General features: G+C 38.2%; 15 protein-coding genes. 10 read left to right on the forward strand and 5 right to left on the reverse strand.

What is annotated here, in order from left to right; genetic code table 11:
- The first annotated feature begins 581 nt into the window (after nucleotides 1-581).
- A complete protein-coding gene (locus RK01_RS10585; RefSeq protein WP_016173280.1) occupies nucleotides 582-2,486 on the forward strand; it encodes an endonuclease MutS2 in 1,905 nt (634 codons plus the stop codon).
- Nucleotides 2,487-2,687: 201 nt separating this feature from the next.
- On the opposite strand, the gene RK01_RS10590 is transcribed toward RK01_RS10585, so the two are convergent.
- Complete coding sequence (locus RK01_RS10590; RefSeq protein WP_016173281.1) at nucleotides 2,688-2,960, reverse strand: DUF5316 family protein; 273 nt, start codon at nucleotides 2,958-2,960, stop codon at nucleotides 2,688-2,690.
- A gap of 260 nt (nucleotides 2,961-3,220) precedes the next feature.
- Nucleotides 3,221-3,550, reverse strand: a complete 330-nt coding sequence (locus RK01_RS10595) for a heavy metal-binding domain-containing protein (RefSeq protein WP_016173282.1) — start codon at nucleotides 3,548-3,550, stop codon at nucleotides 3,221-3,223.
- 452 nt (nucleotides 3,551-4,002) lie between these two features.
- Here RK01_RS10595 and mnmE point away from each other — a divergent pair, with 452 nt between their 5' ends.
- Both mnmE and mnmG read left to right on the forward strand, forming a co-directional pair.
- Nucleotides 4,003-5,400, forward strand: coding sequence for a tRNA uridine-5-carboxymethylaminomethyl(34) synthesis GTPase MnmE (gene mnmE / locus RK01_RS10600; protein WP_016173283.1), 1,398 nt, complete (start codon nucleotides 4,003-4,005; stop codon nucleotides 5,398-5,400).
- A 473-nt stretch (nucleotides 5,401-5,873) separates the two neighbouring features.
- Nucleotides 5,874-7,769, forward strand: coding sequence for a tRNA uridine-5-carboxymethylaminomethyl(34) synthesis enzyme MnmG (mnmG, locus tag RK01_RS10605; RefSeq protein WP_016173284.1), 1,896 nt, complete (start codon nucleotides 5,874-5,876; stop codon nucleotides 7,767-7,769).
- Between the two features lie 145 nt (nucleotides 7,770-7,914).
- On the opposite strand, the gene RK01_RS10610 is transcribed toward mnmG, so the two are convergent.
- Nucleotides 7,915-8,826: a hypothetical protein gene (locus RK01_RS10610; RefSeq protein WP_016173285.1), complete on the reverse strand. Its 912-nt coding sequence runs from the start codon at nucleotides 8,824-8,826 to the stop codon at nucleotides 7,915-7,917.
- A 170-nt stretch (nucleotides 8,827-8,996) separates the two neighbouring features.
- Here RK01_RS10610 and RK01_RS10615 point away from each other — a divergent pair, with 170 nt between their 5' ends.
- Together RK01_RS10615 and RK01_RS10620 are read left to right on the forward strand one after the other, a co-directional pair.
- Nucleotides 8,997-9,212 (forward strand): hypothetical protein, encoded by a 216-nt coding sequence (locus RK01_RS10615; protein WP_016173286.1) that lies wholly within the window; start codon nucleotides 8,997-8,999, stop codon nucleotides 9,210-9,212.
- Between the two features lie 52 nt (nucleotides 9,213-9,264).
- Nucleotides 9,265-10,155 (forward strand): SPFH domain-containing protein, encoded by an 891-nt coding sequence (locus RK01_RS10620; RefSeq protein WP_229084937.1) that lies wholly within the window; start codon nucleotides 9,265-9,267, stop codon nucleotides 10,153-10,155.
- A 244-nt stretch (nucleotides 10,156-10,399) separates the two neighbouring features.
- Here the strand turns inward: RK01_RS10620 and RK01_RS10625 are convergent, their stop codons facing one another.
- Nucleotides 10,400-11,101 (reverse strand): hypothetical protein, encoded by a 702-nt coding sequence (locus RK01_RS10625; RefSeq protein WP_016173288.1) that lies wholly within the window; start codon nucleotides 11,099-11,101, stop codon nucleotides 10,400-10,402.
- A gap of 560 nt (nucleotides 11,102-11,661) precedes the next feature.
- Here RK01_RS10625 and RK01_RS10630 point away from each other — a divergent pair.
- The 3 genes from RK01_RS10630 (at nucleotide 11,662) to RK01_RS10635 (ending at nucleotide 14,463) form a co-directional block, all read left to right on the forward strand.
- On the forward strand, nucleotides 11,662-12,294 hold the full coding sequence (locus tag RK01_RS10630; RefSeq protein ID WP_016173289.1) for a FusB/FusC family EF-G-binding protein: 633 nt from the start codon (nucleotides 11,662-11,664) through the stop codon (nucleotides 12,292-12,294).
- Nucleotides 12,295-12,535: 241 nt separating this feature from the next.
- A complete protein-coding gene (locus tag RK01_RS13780; protein ID WP_016173290.1) occupies nucleotides 12,536-12,685 on the forward strand; it encodes a hypothetical protein in 150 nt (49 codons plus the stop codon).
- Between the two features lie 347 nt (nucleotides 12,686-13,032).
- Nucleotides 13,033-14,463, forward strand: a complete 1,431-nt coding sequence (locus RK01_RS10635; RefSeq protein WP_016173291.1) for an alanine/glycine:cation symporter family protein — start codon at nucleotides 13,033-13,035, stop codon at nucleotides 14,461-14,463.
- Between the two features lie 188 nt (nucleotides 14,464-14,651).
- Here RK01_RS10635 and RK01_RS10640 read toward each other — a convergent pair whose 3' ends face one another.
- A complete protein-coding gene (locus tag RK01_RS10640) occupies nucleotides 14,652-15,512 on the reverse strand; it encodes an AraC family transcriptional regulator (RefSeq protein ID WP_016173292.1) in 861 nt (286 codons plus the stop codon).
- A gap of 747 nt (nucleotides 15,513-16,259) precedes the next feature.
- Here RK01_RS10640 and RK01_RS10645 point away from each other — a divergent pair.
- The gene (locus tag RK01_RS10645; protein WP_016173293.1) at nucleotides 16,260-17,339 is read left to right on the forward strand and encodes a Gfo/Idh/MocA family protein; all 1,080 of its coding nucleotides are present in this window, start codon (nucleotides 16,260-16,262) and stop codon (nucleotides 17,337-17,339) included.
- A gap of 68 nt (nucleotides 17,340-17,407) precedes the next feature.
- Nucleotides 17,408-18,376, forward strand: a complete 969-nt coding sequence (locus tag RK01_RS10650) for a sugar phosphate isomerase/epimerase family protein (protein ID WP_016173294.1) — start codon at nucleotides 17,408-17,410, stop codon at nucleotides 18,374-18,376.
- Nucleotides 18,377-18,423: the final 47 nt, after the last annotated feature.

Raw genomic sequence — 18,423 nt, forward strand, 5'->3', positions numbered from 1 at the left:
ACCTGCATTTCATTGACATCCCCCAAAAAACCAAGTATATTTTACTAGAAATCATTCTTATCGAAGTAAGATACGATGCCGTAGTCATTACTTTGGTCTTTAAAACGTCTGTTATGCCATTAACAGACGTTTTTTTGTGGTTTTTAAGAGCAAGAAAGTGATGAAAACTTGTTTTTGTCGATAAGATATTCCGAGTTGTCCTTTCAGGCTTAGACAGCAAAGGAAATTTGGTTGGCTGCAACGAATCTTGCTTAAAGCTTTTAAAGTCAATTAATTCTTTTTAGCTTGCAACTTTTTTTGCTCTCTTTTATACTAAAGGTGTATTCAATAACTCGTTAGAAGAAAAAGAGGGCTATTTGTGAGTGTAACAGGTATCTAATCAGCAATTTAAAAACAAGTAACGCCAGGTTTATTTGTGATGCTCTAGATGCCTATCTTTAATCGCAAGATTTTTAAGACGATAGGGAAACTATCGTCTTTTTTTGTACACTTTTACAGGTCAAAGCCAAAAGGTGTGCCCACCATTCTAACGAGTATTTTTTGTGTTTAGAAATGGGGTCTAGTCAAGAAAGGATACCCAAATGAAGAATGTACTAACTGAAACAGAATTTACTAAAATCCGCACTTTAATTAGTCAAACAGCTATTAGTGATAAAGGCAAAGCTGCTCTTTTAGCACGTAGGCCCGCAACGCAAATCAATACCGTCCGCAGTTGGTTAAAAGAAACTGAAGAAGCGATGACTATTTTGGCCTCGGGTCAACATATTCCTTTAATGGGGCTGGTACAAATCGGCCATTTAACGCAAAAAATTACCAAAGGCCAAATTTTAGAACCCAGTGAATTAACGGAGTACAGCGATTTTTTACGTTCATTTCAATTAATTCAAAAATTATTCCAAAAAAATGCCTATCAGGTGCCAACTCTTTTTGCCTATAGTCAGCAATTAGGCGATTTTTCTGAAATTACCAAGGAAATTACGGGAATGGTAAATGGTACCCGTTTAAATAGTGATAGTAGCCGACAATTACGGAAGGCCCGCAATCAAGTGCAAAAAATTGAAGGAGAAATTGAGGCTGCCCTTCAAAAATATCTGCGAAATGGTACCACGCAAAAATATTTGCAAGAACGTTTGATTTTGAAAAAAGGTGATCGCTACACATTACCCGTCAAAGCGGAATTTCAAAATAAAATTAACGGTACCATTATTGAGAAGTCCAATAAAGGCACGACTGTTTTTGTGGAACCAAGTAATGTTGCCCGCTTGAATGAAAAATTGATTTTAGCCCAAGCAGAAGAAGTAGCCGAAGTATATCAGCTTTTGGCCTATTTAACCGGTTTACTTGCGGCTGCTCAAGAAAAAATTGGCTACAGTTTGGAAACTGTGGTGGAATTGGATATCATTTTTGCTCGTGCCAAGTATTCCCGCAGTATTGATGGAGTGAAAATGGCGGTCAATGATGAAGAAATTTTACATTTGTCCAATGTGACCCACCCTTTATTAGGGGATAAAGCCGTGCCTCTTTCAGTTTCATTAGGCACAGATGCTAGAGGATTAATCATCACAGGTCCTAATGCGGGTGGAAAAACGGTGGTCTTAAAAACGTTGGCATTAACGTGTTTGTTAACAGCTTTTGGCGTGTTGGTGCATCATGATGGCACGAGCAATATCGCGATTTTTAACGAAATTTTAATTGATATCGGTGATCAACAAGATATGGAAAATGCGCTCAGTACCTTTTCTGGTCATATGCAAAATATTGCCAAAATTTTGCGCCATAGTAAACGCAATACGTTGGTTTTATTAGATGAAATTGGCAGCGGCACTGAACCTAATGAAGGTGCGGCACTCGGGATTGCGATTATGGAACAAATGTATCAAAACGGGGCGTTAGTCGTGGCCACGACGCATTATGGTGAAATTAAAGATTTTGCCTTAGCCCATGAAGATTTTAAAACAGCGGCGATGGCGTTTGATGCCCAGACTTTGACGCCGAAATATCAGTTATTAATGAATGAAGTCGGCAGTAGTAATGCCTTTTGGATCGCAGAAAAAATGCAGCTTCAAAAAGATGTCATTGATCGCAGCCGCCAATTATTAAAACAAAAAGATTATGCCGGTAAAAAACGAGCATTCAAAAAAGTTAGCCAAGTTCAAACCACTCGAGCGACATTACCACAATTTCAAAAAGGCGATCGTGTCTTTTCTTCTGCCACCAATAAGACCGCTTTATTTTATGAAGCAGAGGGAGAAGAAGGAATTGTGTACGCAGAAGATAAATTCTTTAAAGTGCCATTGCGCCGCTTGCGCTTAGAGATGGCTGCAGAAAAGTTATATCCTCTTGATTATGATGTTGAAAGTTTATTTCAGGATTTTCACGAAGAAAAATTTAAAAAAGACTTAGTGCGGGGTTCCAAAAAAGCCCATAAACAATTACGTAAAATGGAAAAAGCGCGACGGGATGCAGGACGGGACACAAGTAATTAACTTCAAGAACTAAGTTAGTTTTTAAAGGCAGACGATCTTTCGTAAAATGTACTAAAATTTTTAGTGCAGTCCTTAACACGCCTAAAATATAGGGTTCTTAGAATCAAATAATGGAATCAAATAAAATCACCTAAATTTCGTGAAGAAACTGAAATTTAGGTGATTTTTCTTTACAAAATTTTTAATGACCAGTGGAGGAACTTAGAATACACCAGAAACATAAGCCGTAATAAGAAGCGGTAATGAAAATAGGATGAAGTATAAGAAGAGATTATTCGTGTTATTCATGGCAATGTCTGTTTTTCTCGCCGTGTTGGCGCGCATACGGTCACCTGACACAAGTGTTCCGGACATGGCTAAACCTAAAAAGAAAGTAACCAGACCGATAATTTTGAGGTAACTATCTTTTTCAAAATAAATCAATCCTACAGATAGTAACAAACTTGTCGCTAACACGACGATAAATTTCTTCATTGTAATCTCTCCATTTTTTTGTGTTATAAGTGATTTTAAACGATATTAAATAACGCAATTAATTAATTTTTATCTAGTAAAATAATGATAGCACAAATTTGTTAAGAATTTACAATAACTATCAATAGAATAAAATGAAATAAGGATTTTTATACTCAAAAAAGGAGGTGGACAAAATTCTTGTCACACCTCCTTTACGCGATTAATTTTTGAACAGCAAGTTTCACTAGTAAAATGACTGTAAAAAGTAGAGGGAAAAATTAGCCCCCAACTGTTGATTGGATAAATTGCACCACAGTTCCGTAAGCAAAAATTTCCAAATAGGTTTTTCCGTCAACTTGGACATGGTCGTGATCAAAGTGGCAGTTGATGACAGCGTTGGCACCATAAGAAAAAGCTTTTCTCTTTAGCATCAGCATAATATCTTGTAAAGATTCATTAGGGTCGACATTTTCGTCAAATAAATCTGTTTCAAATTTTTCTGCAACGAAAATTACATCCCGCACGGCATAGCTGCGGTTCACGTTGCCGGTAGAAATAATAACTTCATGAATGCGCATGTCGTCTTCTTTTTGTTTGTCAAATGTCATATTGCTCACTCCTCTTAGGCTTCAGTGGGGAAATTCCAAATGTTACATTTTTCTGGCTTTTCACTATCAAAACCAACTTTATTGTTGCAAACAGCAAAAGCTGTAATTCACTGTAATATAATTTTACCGTGATAAGAACCTTTAAGTAAAGCTAAAACCTCTGGCAAATTCTGGCACGAAATCTTGCAAGATAGCGAATTTTATGCTAGTCTATGACCAGAATTTAAGGACTTGCAGTCAAAGTGCGATGTCTTTTGTAAATAATGGCAGACTTCTCAAAGTAGAAGTTTTTTTCCTATTTGCAAAAGATACAGCACTTTTTTTATTGCGATAAAACGTGACAAAGCCTTTTAAATCATAAATTAACTGATTTGCGTGGTTGATTTTGACGAGTCAATCATCATCAATTTTCATTGTCATGTGTTGCTAAAGTCTAAAAAGGAGTTTAATCAATGGCAAATATTACCCAAGAATTTGATACAATTGCTGCAATTTCCACCCCGCCTGGTGAAGGGGCGATTAGTATTGTCCGTTTAAGTGGGGATGATGCGGTGAAAATTGCAAATGAAGTTTATCGCAGCGGCAGTAAGCAGCTAGCTGATGTTGACAGCCATACGATTCATTACGGGCATATTTTTGATCCAGCTACTGAAAAAATGGTGGATGAAGTGATGGTTTCTGTCATGCGGGCACCAAAAACTTTTACCCGTGAAGATGTCATTGAAATTAATTGTCATGGCGGGATTGTCGTGGTCAATCAAATTCTACAATTATTGTTACGACAAGGTGCGCGTCTGGCTGAGCCTGGCGAGTTCACAAAGCGGGCATTTTTAAACGGTCGGGTGGATTTATCCCAAGCAGAAGCAGTGATGGATCTCATTCGGGCTAAAACAGATAAAGCGATGAATTTGGCGTTGAATCAATTGGACGGAAACTTATCCAGTCTCATTCGCTCATTGCGGCAAGAGATTTTGGAAACTTTGGCCCAAGTGGAAGTTAATATCGACTATCCTGAATACGATGACGTCGAAGAGTTAACGACGCGATTGTTATTAGAAAAAGCCAATCAAGTCCAAGGTCAAATTAACCAGTTACTTTTAACCGCACAACAAGGAAAAATTTTGCGGGAAGGCTTAAGTACAGCCATCATTGGTCGCCCGAATGTTGGTAAATCCAGTTTGTTAAATCATTTATTAGCAGAAGAAAAAGCGATTGTCACAGATGTTGCCGGTACGACACGTGATGTCATTGAAGAATACGTTAACGTAAGAGGCGTGCCCTTAAAATTAATTGATACTGCCGGTATTCGGGATACCGAAGATATCGTTGAAAAAATCGGAGTGGAACGCAGTCGTAAAGCGTTGCAAGAAGCCGATTTGATTTTACTGGTGTTAAATCAGAGTGAAGCTTTGACAGAAGCTGACTTGGAGTTGTTGGAAATTACCCAAGATACCAAACGGATTGTACTATTAAACAAAACCGATTTACCTACAAAATTGGAACTAGAAAAATTGCAAGCTGTGATAGGCGATGCGCCGATTTTTGCAGTTTCGGTCTTACAAAATGAAGGTTTGGATCAATTGGAACAGGCGATTGCGGATCTCTTTTTCGCCGGTCAAACGGGGGAAAAAGATGCTTCATATATTTCCAATACGCGTCATATTGCTTTACTAGAAAAAGCCAATCAAGCTTTGGGAGATGTGGTAACAGGAATTGAAGCTGGTATGCCGGTCGATTTAGTCCAAATCGACATGACCCGCTGTTGGGATTTCTTAGGTGAAATCGTCGGTGACAGCGTGCAAGATGAACTCATTACGCAGCTGTTCAGCCAATTCTGTTTAGGAAAATAATAACTTCCAAAATAAAATACGAAATAAAGTGAAAATTAATACATTAACTAAAACGAAATCGCGCTGTCATAGACTTGACAGTTCGGCAGAAAGAAAAACGAACAGAATGACACAAACCGCCATCCGGTTGGTTGTATCTTCCTGCTCACTGTCACAACAGTCTATTCAACAGCTAAACAAATCGTGCTAAATCAGCTAGAAAATTCGACAATATGTAATCAATTTTAAATGCCATAAAACGTCATTGAAAACTGATTAGCATATTGCTCATTTTCTAAGCAAGCTGTTTTAGCAACTAAATTAAGGATGTCAGTTCTACTGAACAAGGATCGTAATCTGTTAAGAAGATAGTAATTACACGATAGGAAACTGAATTGTAATAGTCATAAGTAGAATGATATACGGAGTGAAAATCAAACTAATTTTCGGAAGAAAATTAATACATTAATTAAAACGAGGAGCGGAATTATTTCATGGAATATCAAGCGGAAAGTTATGATGTAATTGTTGTTGGTGCCGGTCATGCCGGCAGTGAAGCGGCGCTTGCCAACGCACGCATGGGCAACAAAACACTGCTTTTGACGATTAATTTGGATATGGTGGCTTTTATGCCTTGTAATCCCTCTGTCGGAGGTCCTGCTAAAGGTGTTGTCGTACGAGAAATCGATGCACTGGGGGGCGAAATGGGGAAAAATATCGACAAAACTTACATTCAAATGCGGATGTTAAATACTGGTAAAGGTCCAGCAGTGCGGGCATTACGCGCACAAGCAGACAAACATGCTTATGCACAAGAGATGAAACACACGATTGAAAAAGAAGAAAATTTAACGTTGCGTCAAGGAATGGCGGAAAAATTAATCGTCGAAGATGGCGTTTGTAAAGGTGTTATCACAAATACTGGTGCCCATTACAGTGCCAAAGCTGTTATTATTACAGCCGGTACAGCTTTACGAGGGGAAATTATTATTGGGGAATTGAAATATTCTTCTGGTCCTAATAATTCTCAACCTTCTGTTGGGCTTGCCAATAGCTTAAAAGAACTAGGTTTTGAAATTGCGCGTTTTAAAACAGGAACACCGCCACGGGTAAAATCGGGTTCAATTGATTATGAACAAACTGAAATTCAACCAGGGGACAAAGAACCCAATCATTTTAGTTATTCCACCCCGGATAGTGCTTATAAACAAGATCAAGAACCATGTTGGCTGACTTATACAAGTCCGAAAACCCATGAAATTATTCGCGAGAATTTACATCGCGCCCCAATGTTTACCGGCATTGTTGAAGGTGTAGGGGCAAGATATTGTCCTTCAATTGAAGATAAAATTGTGCGTTTTGCCGATAAAGAACGCCATCAACTTTTCTTAGAACCAGAAGGCTTAAATACAGAAGAAGTCTACGTGCAAGGATTATCGACTTCAATGCCAGAAGATGTTCAAGTTGAAATGTTACGTTCGATTGCGGGTTTGCAAAATGTTGAAATGATGCGGACTGGATACGCTATTGAATACGATGTGGTCGTTCCCCATCAATTACGCCCAACTTTAGAAACAAAATTAATTGAAAATCTTTATACTGCCGGTCAAACAAACGGAACTTCTGGCTATGAAGAGGCTGCCGGTCAAGGTTTGATTGCCGGTATTAATGCCGGGTTAAAAGTTCAAGGAAAAGAACCGCTAATCTTAAAACGCAGTGACGGCTATATCGGCGTGATGATTGACGATTTAGTAACCAAAGGGACGCAAGAACCCTATCGTCTTTTAACCAGTCGAGCTGAATACCGTTTAATTTTACGCCATGATAATGCCGATTTACGCTTAACGGAAATGGGTCACGCAATTGGTTTGGTTAAAGAAGACCAATACCAAACCTATTTGGCTAAAAAAGCGGCAGTGGAAAATGAAATTGTCCGCCTAAAGAGTATCCGCATTAAACCAACAGCTGAAGTTCAAGACTTTTTGGCACAAAAAGGTGCGGCGCAATTAAAAGATGGTGTGTTGGCGAATGAATTTTTACGCCGTCCGGAAATTAGTTATGCTGAATTATTACAATTTATTCCTGCTGACGAGAATCTTTCCCCAAAAGAAATCGAACAAGTTGAAATTCAAATTAAATACGAAGGCTATATCAAAAAAGCCTTAGAAAAAGTTGAAAAATTAAAACGGATGGAAGCCAAAAAAATTCCAACCAATATTGACTATGACGCAATTAATGGCCTAGCAACTGAAGCCCGCCAAAAATTGACCAAGATTCAACCCGAAACCATTGCCCAAGCGAGTCGCATTAGTGGTGTGAATCCGGCCGATTTGAGTATTTTAATGGTTTACATTGAACAAGGAAGAATTGCAAAAGTAGCTCACGAATAATAGCATAAATAAAAGCCGTCTCATCTTGTGATGAAGCGGCTTTTATTTTTATGTGCATGGAAAAAATTTTTTTTCGCCCGAATGTTTCACATGAAACTTTTTGGATGCCGTTGCCATAGCAGAAGATTCTTAATGATTCTTACCATTATTCGGTCTGATCCCTATCGGAGTTTAACAATTTTTCGTTTAAAGTTGTCATTTTCTGGTTGGCTTCTTGAAACAGCGTGGGAATTTGATTTAATAATTGATTGCTAATAGCCAGCGAATCTTGGATCGCATTTTCAGTTAACGTAGTAGTGCTGCGGGCAAAGTTGGTAGAAAGGTCTTTGACAATTGCCTCTGTCTTCTCCAATACTTCTTCTGGTAGGGCTGCCGAAGCATAAGAAGAAAAAAGGGTACTGGTAGCCGTAATGGTGGCACTATACTGCAAGACCCAAGTAAATAAATACTGTAAATCAATTTCTGCGATGGAATTCTGGGCAATAGCGGTCAAAGTCGTCAAAATAGGCAAAGTGACCGATGGAGGCGATAATTGCTCTAAGGATAGATTTTTGACTGCCAATTGAAGATTTTGGGCTAAATCAAAACGGTAGCACAGATAAAGCAATTCGTGGATACTATTTGCTACAAAAGTCCCAGTTTTTTTATCCCCTTGAAAAATTTTGGTTTCCGGCAACTTATCTAATAGTAAAAGCCCTGTTTTTAAAGGAGAGGGCGCTACATAAAGCCGAAAATAATTTTGTTCGCTGGTGATAATACCATCGAGAAGCGATTTTTCTTTTGTTGTGGTTTTTAATTCAGCATTCAGATCCGTTTCCTTGATGCGACTTAATTTTTGGGAAACATCTTTTGTCACCATTCCTTTTAGCACCGATTGTTTATTGTCGGCTTGAAAGCCGCTTTCGGCAAAATAGTGGAGCATAAAAAAATCATTTTGATAAAAGCATTCATTTAAACTGGTAAATGAAATGGTTTGGCCGGCCTGTTGCGTGAGCCAAGTTCTTAATTTTTGTTGCAATTGTTCTTCTTTGGTGGGTTCTTTTTTAAAGAATGCCATCGCTATTCTCCTTAGTAAATATATTCTTAGTTCTATTTTAGTCGAAAAACAACTAACTTCACAAATAATTGACTAGGCGTTTTTTTTACAAGTGGTATAATGAGAGCAATCAAGATTGGGGCTTGAGGTTTTTTAACAGGAGGTGGGCAGGTTCGTTGGCGGATTATCAAATGGAAAAAACGTTAGGCAAATGTTTTCGGACAACTAAAGGCAGTTTTACTGGTAGCGTGCGCATTTTGGGCAGCTGGTATGATTATAAAGTTGTGGCTGGTTTGCCGGAAGTTGGGGATATGCTGGAAGTTGTCGCTTACACACCCAACGCATTATTGGTCCAAGTAAACAATACTTTATATGAAAGCGATGTGAATTACATTGGCAATTTTTAGTATTTTCTTTGTTATCGTAATTATTGGTCTACTTATTTTATTGTTATCGCAAATGGTTATTATCGTTGAACAAGGGGAAGTCAAAGTAGTAGAAAGTTTCGGGAAATATGTGAAAGCACTCGATCCTGGTCTGCATTTTTTAATTCCAATCTTGTACAACGTGAAGCAAAGAGTTTCGTTAAAACAAATCCCAATTCAAATTGATCCGCAAAGTGTTATCACAAAAGACAATGTTATCGTTGAAATTGACGAAGCCATTAAATATCACGTTACAGATGTGCGGGCTTTTGTGTATGACAACCAAAATGCGGTTGTTTCTATGATTCAAGATTGTCAGTCCAATTTACGGGGCATTATCGGTAAAATGGATTTAAATGAAGTTCTAAACGGTACCGAAGAAATCAATGTGGCGTTGTATGAAAGTGTGAAAGATATTACCGCAGGCTATGGTCTTTCCATTGATCGCATTAATATTGGAGAAATTTCTGTTTCCGATGAAATCGTCAATTCCATGAATAAGCTAATTACCGCTAGTCGGGATAAAGAATCATTGATTACAATTTCAGAAGGGAAAAAGCAATCGGTGATTTTAGATTCCGAGGCCAAAGCCTCTGAAATGGAAATCGATTCTGCAGCCCGGGCGAAACAAACTAAAATCGATGCCACCGCTAGAGCTGAACGTATTAAAATTGATGCTGAAGCAGAAGCGGATCGTATTCGAATTGTCACAGAAGCAGAGAAAAAACGGATTAGAGAAATCAATCAGGCCATTCAAGAAAGTCAAATTGACGAGAAAATGTTGTCTTATCTTGGGATTGAAGCCTTTAAACATGTGGTGGAAAACAACCACAATACAGTTATTTTACCAACTAATTTAACCGAAATCGGCAATATTCCCGCGATGAAACAAGTTTGGGATGCTACGGATAAAAATAAACAATAAAAAATGAATCTAAAAAAAGTGGGAATACCAAATTTTTGGTTTCTCACTTTTTTGCTAGATAAAGGGTTCTTATCTTTTTATAAGGAATAAATCCGAAATTTCAAGATTTTTTGTATCGCGCTTTTCTAGCGAACTCTCTCGGGCAATAAGTCAAAATCTTGAGAAATTGAAGAGCGTTTTATCCAGATTTCCTTTTATTACTTGAAAGCTGAAGAGATCGTTCCAATTTTCTTGAATTTCTTGCTTATTCATCCCGTAAATCAGGATGAAGTTGAATTATATTTTGCCCCCAATCAACAGTAGCAAGGTGATAAGGAAAATCACCTGTTACGGTGTAGCTCCCGGGAGCTGGGACATTGATTTTTTTCATCCGGGCATTGCCTTTGGCTAAATAGCCAGTGCCAAGTTTTAACATATCCCGTAAGCCGAGATTACTTTTGGTATGTTCTTTAACCGTGCCCAAATTTTGTGTAATGGCACCAAGACTAGGTGTCACCGTTTTCCATTTCATAAAACGAATCAAGTCTTCTTGGCGGGAGAAAACATCAAAAGAACGATCATCGTCAATTTGATAACTAATGTAGGCATCAATTTCGGCTAAAGATAACTTTTGCGGACCTAATAGGAATTTTTGCCCGTTTTTTAAAGCAGTAAAATCTTTTTCTGAAGTAATCGTTAACGTACCATCTGTATCAAGCCCAGCTTCTTTAATGGCCGCCAAACCTTCTTCTTTGGTTAAAATAAAATATTTCGTGACCGATTGCGAAAAAGCGGCAGAAAAATACTTTAAAAAATCATCAATAGAATTTTTGACATACAGTTCACCTAATGTAATGTTGTGAAGCCGAATTTCCGGTGCAATCCGCCATAACGTCCCTTTATTTTGTAAATCGTAAACAAAAAAGGATGAGAAAATACCATCATCAAAAATAAATAAAACTTTCATGTTTTTCCTCCTTGAAATATTGTGAAATAAACAGCTGACTGAAATAATGAAAAAAGCTACTTTTGTTGTATGAGAGCTGCCCCACGTTTGTTTAGCTTTTCTAGTGATCCAGCTTCACAAACGAACTCTCTACGGTAATAAGCCAAAATATGGAAAAATTTGAGAGACAATTTATCCATATTTCGTCTTATTGCTTGAGAGCTGCCCCCGTTCATTTAGCTTTTCTTTGATCTAGCACATGCAGCAACTCTTCGGGAAAAATTTAAAAATTAGTTTCTGGTAAAGAGCACCAGAACACGAATTTCTGAGATTTTTCCAAAGAGCTACCCACTGCATTTAGCTTTTCTACTTCAACTCTACCAATTTTTAAACTTTTTGACTAGCGGCGCAGGGCCGTTGCTTTTTTTTTGAAATGCGGGTATGATAACGGGGATTATAACAAGGTGGTGGTCATATGATACGATTTGTATCTTCTGTACGCACAATTAGCTGGCAGTTATTCTGATGTCGCAGTTGTGACTTTCTTCTGCGCTTCAGCGGTTTGGAGAAAGGAAAATCTTATGAAACTAGAACCTTATCAATATTTTGCCTTAGCAAAAGACATCGACGATTTGATTAATGTCTATCAATCCGTCAATGACAAACAAACAGTCAACGCCGTTCAGGCTTTAACAACAGAAAAAATTAATGAAACTTTGCCAGAAGAATCGACCCAAAAATCTGAATTGCTCCAGTTCATTTTGAATCCCCATTTGACAAAGGCTTCAGCGGAACGTTATTTAAATGAATTAAAAGAACACGTTACGCCTTTTGTCGCGCCGAGTGCCAAACAAGTAGAAAAAGTTTTTCGCAAGACTAAAAAATTACGTTTACCAGCTTTTGAAACCATGGATTTAAAAGAACATACCTATATTGGTTGGAACGATCCAGGCCAGCAGCAAAAATTTATTTTGTATTACGATGACAAAGGATTGCAGGGACTCAATGGCAATTTTTCTAGCAATATTTTGAAAAATGTTTGTTCCATTTGTCATAAAACCAGCGAAGTTGCCTTATTTTTAGCTACGACTAAAAAGGGTGGCGATGGTACTTATACCAAAAAGGGCAACTATATTTGTGTCGATAGCGATAAGTGCAATCATCAGCTATACGATAAAAACCAGTTATTCGATTTTGTCACAAAAGTAAAATAGCGGGTGCTGATTTTCATTGTCATATACGTAAAAAAAAGACAGCGGGATTTTCCTCGCTGTCTTTTTTTGTAGGTAAAGAGATTATATGACTTTTACAAGGAATAAAGCGACTGTAGCAAGATTTTATCTTATTATTCAAAAGCCAAATGAGTTCGTTTCGCTTTTCTTACCTTTTTCTGATTTTGCATGACGTCTAATTGAAGCATGGTATACTAACTAAAATACACTGGAGGAAAGTCAGATGGAACAGATTAATGGTAAAATTATTGGTCAAAATGAAGGTCCAACAGACATTTGGGTACGTTCTTCAAGTAGCATGAGGCTTGTGTTTATTGCAGTCATTGGAATTGGATTGAGTATAGGTTTTGTGATTTATCACCGTAAGAAATAATTTGGTAAGTACGGGATAGTTGGATATTAATTTTTGGAGATTTTGTTCAGCAGATGGAAATTATTGGGAGAAAATCACAAAAAATCCGAACAATTTCCTGGGCTAAGAGAAAAAAATTACCAAACCAGTAGAAAATTAGGTGAAAACCTGATAAAATAGCAAAATATTCAGATCATTATGAAAATAAAAAGGTTGGTTGGAATCGGTGAAGTACTACCATTGTACAGAGACAAAAGGGAAATTTTTTCGTTAAGAAATCGCGTAGTTCGTAAAAGTTTTTATCCGTTTTTAGCGATAAACTTTAGACTACGGTGCATTTTTTAGCAGGGGTTAAAAGGAGGAATCAAATGGATAAGGTACTCGTAAAAATTAACGACATGATTTGGGGTGCTCCCATGATTTTGTTAATTTTGGGAATTGGGCTAATTTTAACGGTTGGTTGCCGTTTTATTCAGTTGAAAAAATTACCGTTGGCGTTGAAATTCATGGTACAAGATGAAGAAGACGGCAAAGGGGATGTCTCGAGTTTTCAGGCACTGTGTACGGCCTTATCGGCGACAATTGGAACGGGAAATATTGTCGGCGTGGCAACCGCAATAGTCGCTGGTGGTCCCGGCGCGTTGTTTTGGCTAGAGTTAGCAGGACTTTTCGGCATGGCGACAAAATACGCTGAAGGTCTGCTGGCAGTCAAGTATCGCTCCTTTGATGCAGATGGTAAAGCATTGGGTGGCCCTTTTTACTACATTGAAAAAGGGTTAGGAAAAAAATGGCGCCCCCTTGGTAAAGCCTTTGCTTTATTTGGTATTTTAGCCGGCTTGTTAGGGATTGGAACCTTAACGCAAATTAACGGCATTACGTCGGCGGCGGAAACTTTTTTTGATCCCAATAAAAATCATACCTTACAATTATTTGGTAACCACTACTCTTGGGCCGTGATTGTTTCAGGATTGCTGGTGACGATTTGTGTGGCGGGGGTTTTAATTGGCGGTGTCAAACGAATTGCCAAAGTTTCTGAAATTATTGTGCCAGCCATGATTCTTTTATATGTCGGCTTATGTTTGTGGCTAATTGTTTTAAACGCAACGAAATTGCCTAGTGTGATCGGTTTAATTTTTCGCAGTGCTTTTGGTTTTGAAGCAGCGGCAGGCGGTGCATTGGGTGCCATGATGATTGCGATGCAAAAAGGAGTTGCCCGCGGTATTTTCTCCAATGAATCAGGTCTTGGCAGCGCGCCAATTGCTGCCGCAGCAGCCAGAACCAAAGAACCCGTGCGCCAAGGTTTAGTTTCGATGACCGGCACATTTATTGATACCATTATTGTATGCAATATGACGGGGATGGCCATTATATTAACAGACGCATGGAAAATCGGTAAAGATGGTGCTGCAGTAACCATCCATGCGTTTAGTGAAGCATTGCCGTTATCTGCGTCAATCGTTTCTTTTTTACTGATGACGTGTTTGGTATTTTTTGCCTTCACCACGATTTTGGGATGGAATTATTACGCAGAACGTTGCTTGGCTTATTTATTTAATACCAATAAATTTGCCAATCCTTTCAAAGTTGTTTACGTTGCAGCGGTTTTCATTGGACCTTATTTGACTGTTTCAGCTGTGTGGACCATAGCCGATATTTGCAACGGCTTAATGGCATTTCCTAATATTATCGCGCTGATTTTATTAAGTCCTGTCGTCGTCAAAGAAACCCGCAAATTCTTTGCAGTCAAAAAAGCGGCAGCCCCACTTTTGGCACCAGAGCTTTCTTTAGATGAAGATTAGCTAATTCGGCACTTTCTCATTTGGAGAAGGTGCTTTTTTTTTGCAGTTTTTTTACAGAATAGATGCTTTTTTAACACAAGAAGGGCAATGTTGCCTCAATTGGATAAAGCTTAAGCTAACAAAAATTCTTTGTTTTAAAATGATAGACAAAAAATTTCCGTTTCGTTTTATTTCCAGCATTTATGGAATTAAATCAAATGTTTTTGATACTGCAATGGCGCACAACCGACCGTTTTTTTGAAAACATGGTGAAAAGTTTTAACATTGGCAAAACCTGATTTCGCAGCAACTTCACTCATCGGTAACTGTTCTGTGGCCAATAAAAACTTCGCTTGTTCAATCCGATATTCTTTCAAGTATTGTGAAAAAGGCAGGCCTACTTTTTGTTTAAAAAAGCGGGAAAAATATGTTTCACTAAAGCCTACTTGTCGGGCAGCGGCTTCTAAAGTAATCGGGGAGTCAAAATTCGCTTCGACATATTCAAAAATTTGATCCAATAATTCTAATGTCTCACGACTCTTTAAATTTTCTTTTGCGGTACTTTGCTTCACGTTTTCTTTTGGTGCCAATTGATACAAGGCGTAAATAAATTGTGTCAAAAGCCCTGTCACACCGTATTGCCAACCCTCACTTTTTCCTTCATGGCAGTTAAAGATAGTACGTAACAAGTGATTGATATTTTTTTGCGCGGCAATGGGCCAGTCTTGGCTATAATTTGGTGCTTCATCAAAAAGTTGTAACAATGTTCGATCTGTTGTTACTAAATTATTTTGTTCATAAAAAAAGCGCAGATCAAATTGGAAAACGATCCGTTTGCTATCAGGAGAGGCTAGAAAAAAATGAGGTTCGCCACTGGGAAAGAAAAAAATCTCTCCTTCTGCCAGTTCAAAAATCTCCCCAAAAGCCCCCAGCTTAACTGTGCCGGTTAAACAATAAATAACCTCAATTTCCTTATGCCAGTGAGGATAAACAATTTCCCACCCATCATTAATAAAAGTTCGAAAGGGAAATGCACTATGTAATTCGGGTATTTCTAAATATAAACTCATCTTTTCACCTCATTTGAGTAGGATTGGTAAAAGTTATCGGCTGTTTTTCGTCCTAAATGCGTAAGCAATTTCGTATAACTTTACTTTAATGCTTGAGAGCTGAACGAGTTCCTTCAGCTTTTCTAGTGATCCAGCACAGGAAGCAACTCTTCGGGAAAAATTCAAAAATTAGTTTCTGGTAAAGAACACCAGAAAACGAATTTCTGAGATTTTTCCAAAGAGCTACCCGCTGCCTTTAGCTTTTCTTTTGATCCAGCTTCACAAACGAACTCTCTACGGTAATAAGCTGAAATTTGAAGAAATTTGAAAAACAATTTATTAAAATTCCATCTTATTACTTGAGAGTTACCCACGTTTGTTCAGCTTTTCTTTGATCCAGCTTCATGAACTAGCTCTCTACGGCAATAAGCCAAAATACAGAGAAATTTGAGGGACAATTTATCAATATTTTATCTTATTGCTTGAGAGCTGAACGAGTTCATTCAGCTTTTCTAGTGATCCAGCACAGGAAGCAACTCTTCGGGAAAAATTCAAAAATTAGTTTCTGGTAAAGAGCACCAGAAAACGAATTTCTGAGATTTTTCCAAAGAGCTACCCGCTGCCTTTAGCTTTTCTTTAGTATAGCGTATTTTTAAAAGAAAAAAAGATAAAATCCGGGAATTTTTGGCTAAGGATGTGGGAAGAATTTGAGTGGTTCTTTTTTTATAATAAAGAAAATAAAACGTTTTCAAATAAGGAGAAATAATTATGAGTTTAAAAGTGGGCATTATTGGATGTGGCGGAATTGCTACGGGTAAACATTTACCGGCTCTGGCTAAAATTAAGGAAGTTGAATTGGTGGCTTTTTGTGATGTCATCTTAGAACGGGCAGAAAAAAGTTGTGAAGAATATGGCAGTGAAGAAGCCAAAGTTTTTAGCGATTATCAAGAGATGTTAGCAGCGTGTGATTTGGATTTGGTGCATGTGTTAACGCCCAACAGTTCTCACGCAGAAATTTCGATTGCGGTAATGGAAGTGGGTTGTCACGTAATGTGTGAAAAACCAATGGCGAAAACTTCTGTGGAAGCGAAAAAAATGCTCGCTGCGGCTAAAAAGACAGGGAAAAAATTGACGATTGGCTATCAAAATCGGTTTCGTAAAGACTCCCAATATTTACATACTGTGTGTAGTGAAGGGGAATTAGGGGATATTTATTTTGGCAAAGCTCATGCGATTCGGCGGCGGGCAGTGCCAACGTGGGGTGTTTTTTTAGATGAAGAAGCGCAAGGGGGCGGCCCATTAATTGATATTGGAACCCATGCTTTGGATTTGACGCTTTGGATGATGAATAACTACAAGCCAAAATTTGTCGTAGGGACTGCCTATCGTAAATTAGCGGAGATGGAAAATGCTGCCAATGCTTGGGGTTCCTGGGATCCAAAAGAATACAAAGTAGAAGACAGTGCCTTTGGTTTTATTACGATGGAAAATGGCGCCACGATTTTCTTAGAAGCGAGTTGGGCGTTGAATTCTTTAGATGTCAAAGAAGCCAAAACGACTTTATGCGGAACCAAAGCTGGCGCAGATATGAATGACGGCTTAACGATTAATGGGGAAGACCATAGCACGTTATATGAGAAAAAAATTGAATTAGAACCAGGCGGCGTCGATTTTTACGATGGTGCTTCTGATGATCCTGCTTATAACGAAGCAAGAGCGTGGATCGATGCGATTTTAAATGACACAGAACCGCTTGTAAAACCAGAGCAGGCTTTGGTCGTCACAGAAATTTTAGAAGCGATGTATCAATCTTCAGCGTCAGGGGAGCCGGTTTATTTTGAACAATAATTAAAAATGAACAATTTTTCTGACAGGAAAAGATTAACCAGTAAACGAGCATAGAAAGGATGAAAAAAATGAAATTAGGCGTTTTTACACCATTATTTAATAATCTAAATTTTGATGAAATGATTGAAAAAGTAGCCAGTTATGGTTTGGAAACTGTAGAGATTGGCACGGGAGGATCTCCTGGTAATGCCCATTTGGATATTGATAAATTATTAGCCTCTGGAGATAGTCGCAAAGAATACTTGGCGAAATTAGCCGATAAAGGTTTGACGATTTCGGCTTTAAGTTGTCATCATAATCCGATTTCACCGGTGAAATCAGTGGCCCAAGAAGCAGACGAACTATTACAAAAGACGATTAAATTAGCCCAATTAATGAATGTTCCCGTCGTAAATGGTTTTTCCGGCGTGAGTGGCGGCAATGAAACAGATACCCAAGTCAACTGGCCTGTTTTGCCGTGGCCAACAGAATATAGTGATAATTATAATTATCAATGGGAACAAAAATTGATTCCTTATTGGCAAGAAATTAACACTGTAGCCGAAAGTGCCGGAGTTAAAATCGGGATTGAATTACATGGTGGTTTTTTAGCCCATACACCTTATACGATGTTGCGTTTACGTGAAGCTACCGGCAAAGCGATTGGCTGTAATTTGGACCCAAGTCATTTGTGGTGGCAAGGAATTGATCCAGTCGCAGCAGTGAAAATTTTAGGCGAAGCCGGGGCAATTCATCACTTCCACGCCAAAGATACTTATTTGGATCAAGACAATATTAATATGTATGGACTGACTGATATGCAGCCTTATGGCAATGTGAAAACACGTTCATGGAATTTCCGTTCCGTAGGTTGTGGTCACGATTTAAAAGTTTGGTCTGATATTATTTCGGCGTTGCGGTTATACGGTTACGATTATGTTTTAAGTATTGAGCATGAAGATCCTTTGATGTCCATTGATGAAGGGTTACAGCGGGCAGTGACGAATTTGCGTTCTGTCATGATTCATGACACGCCAACCGATATGTGGTGGGCGTAAGTTTTTAAAAGATAAGGGAATTTATGAGTTTTAAAAGAAAGTGAGTA

Origin of the sequence: Enterococcus dispar ATCC 51266 (assembly GCF_000406945.1) — a bacterium.
Taxonomy (GTDB): Bacteria; Bacillota; Bacilli; order Lactobacillales; family Enterococcaceae; genus Enterococcus_C; species Enterococcus_C dispar.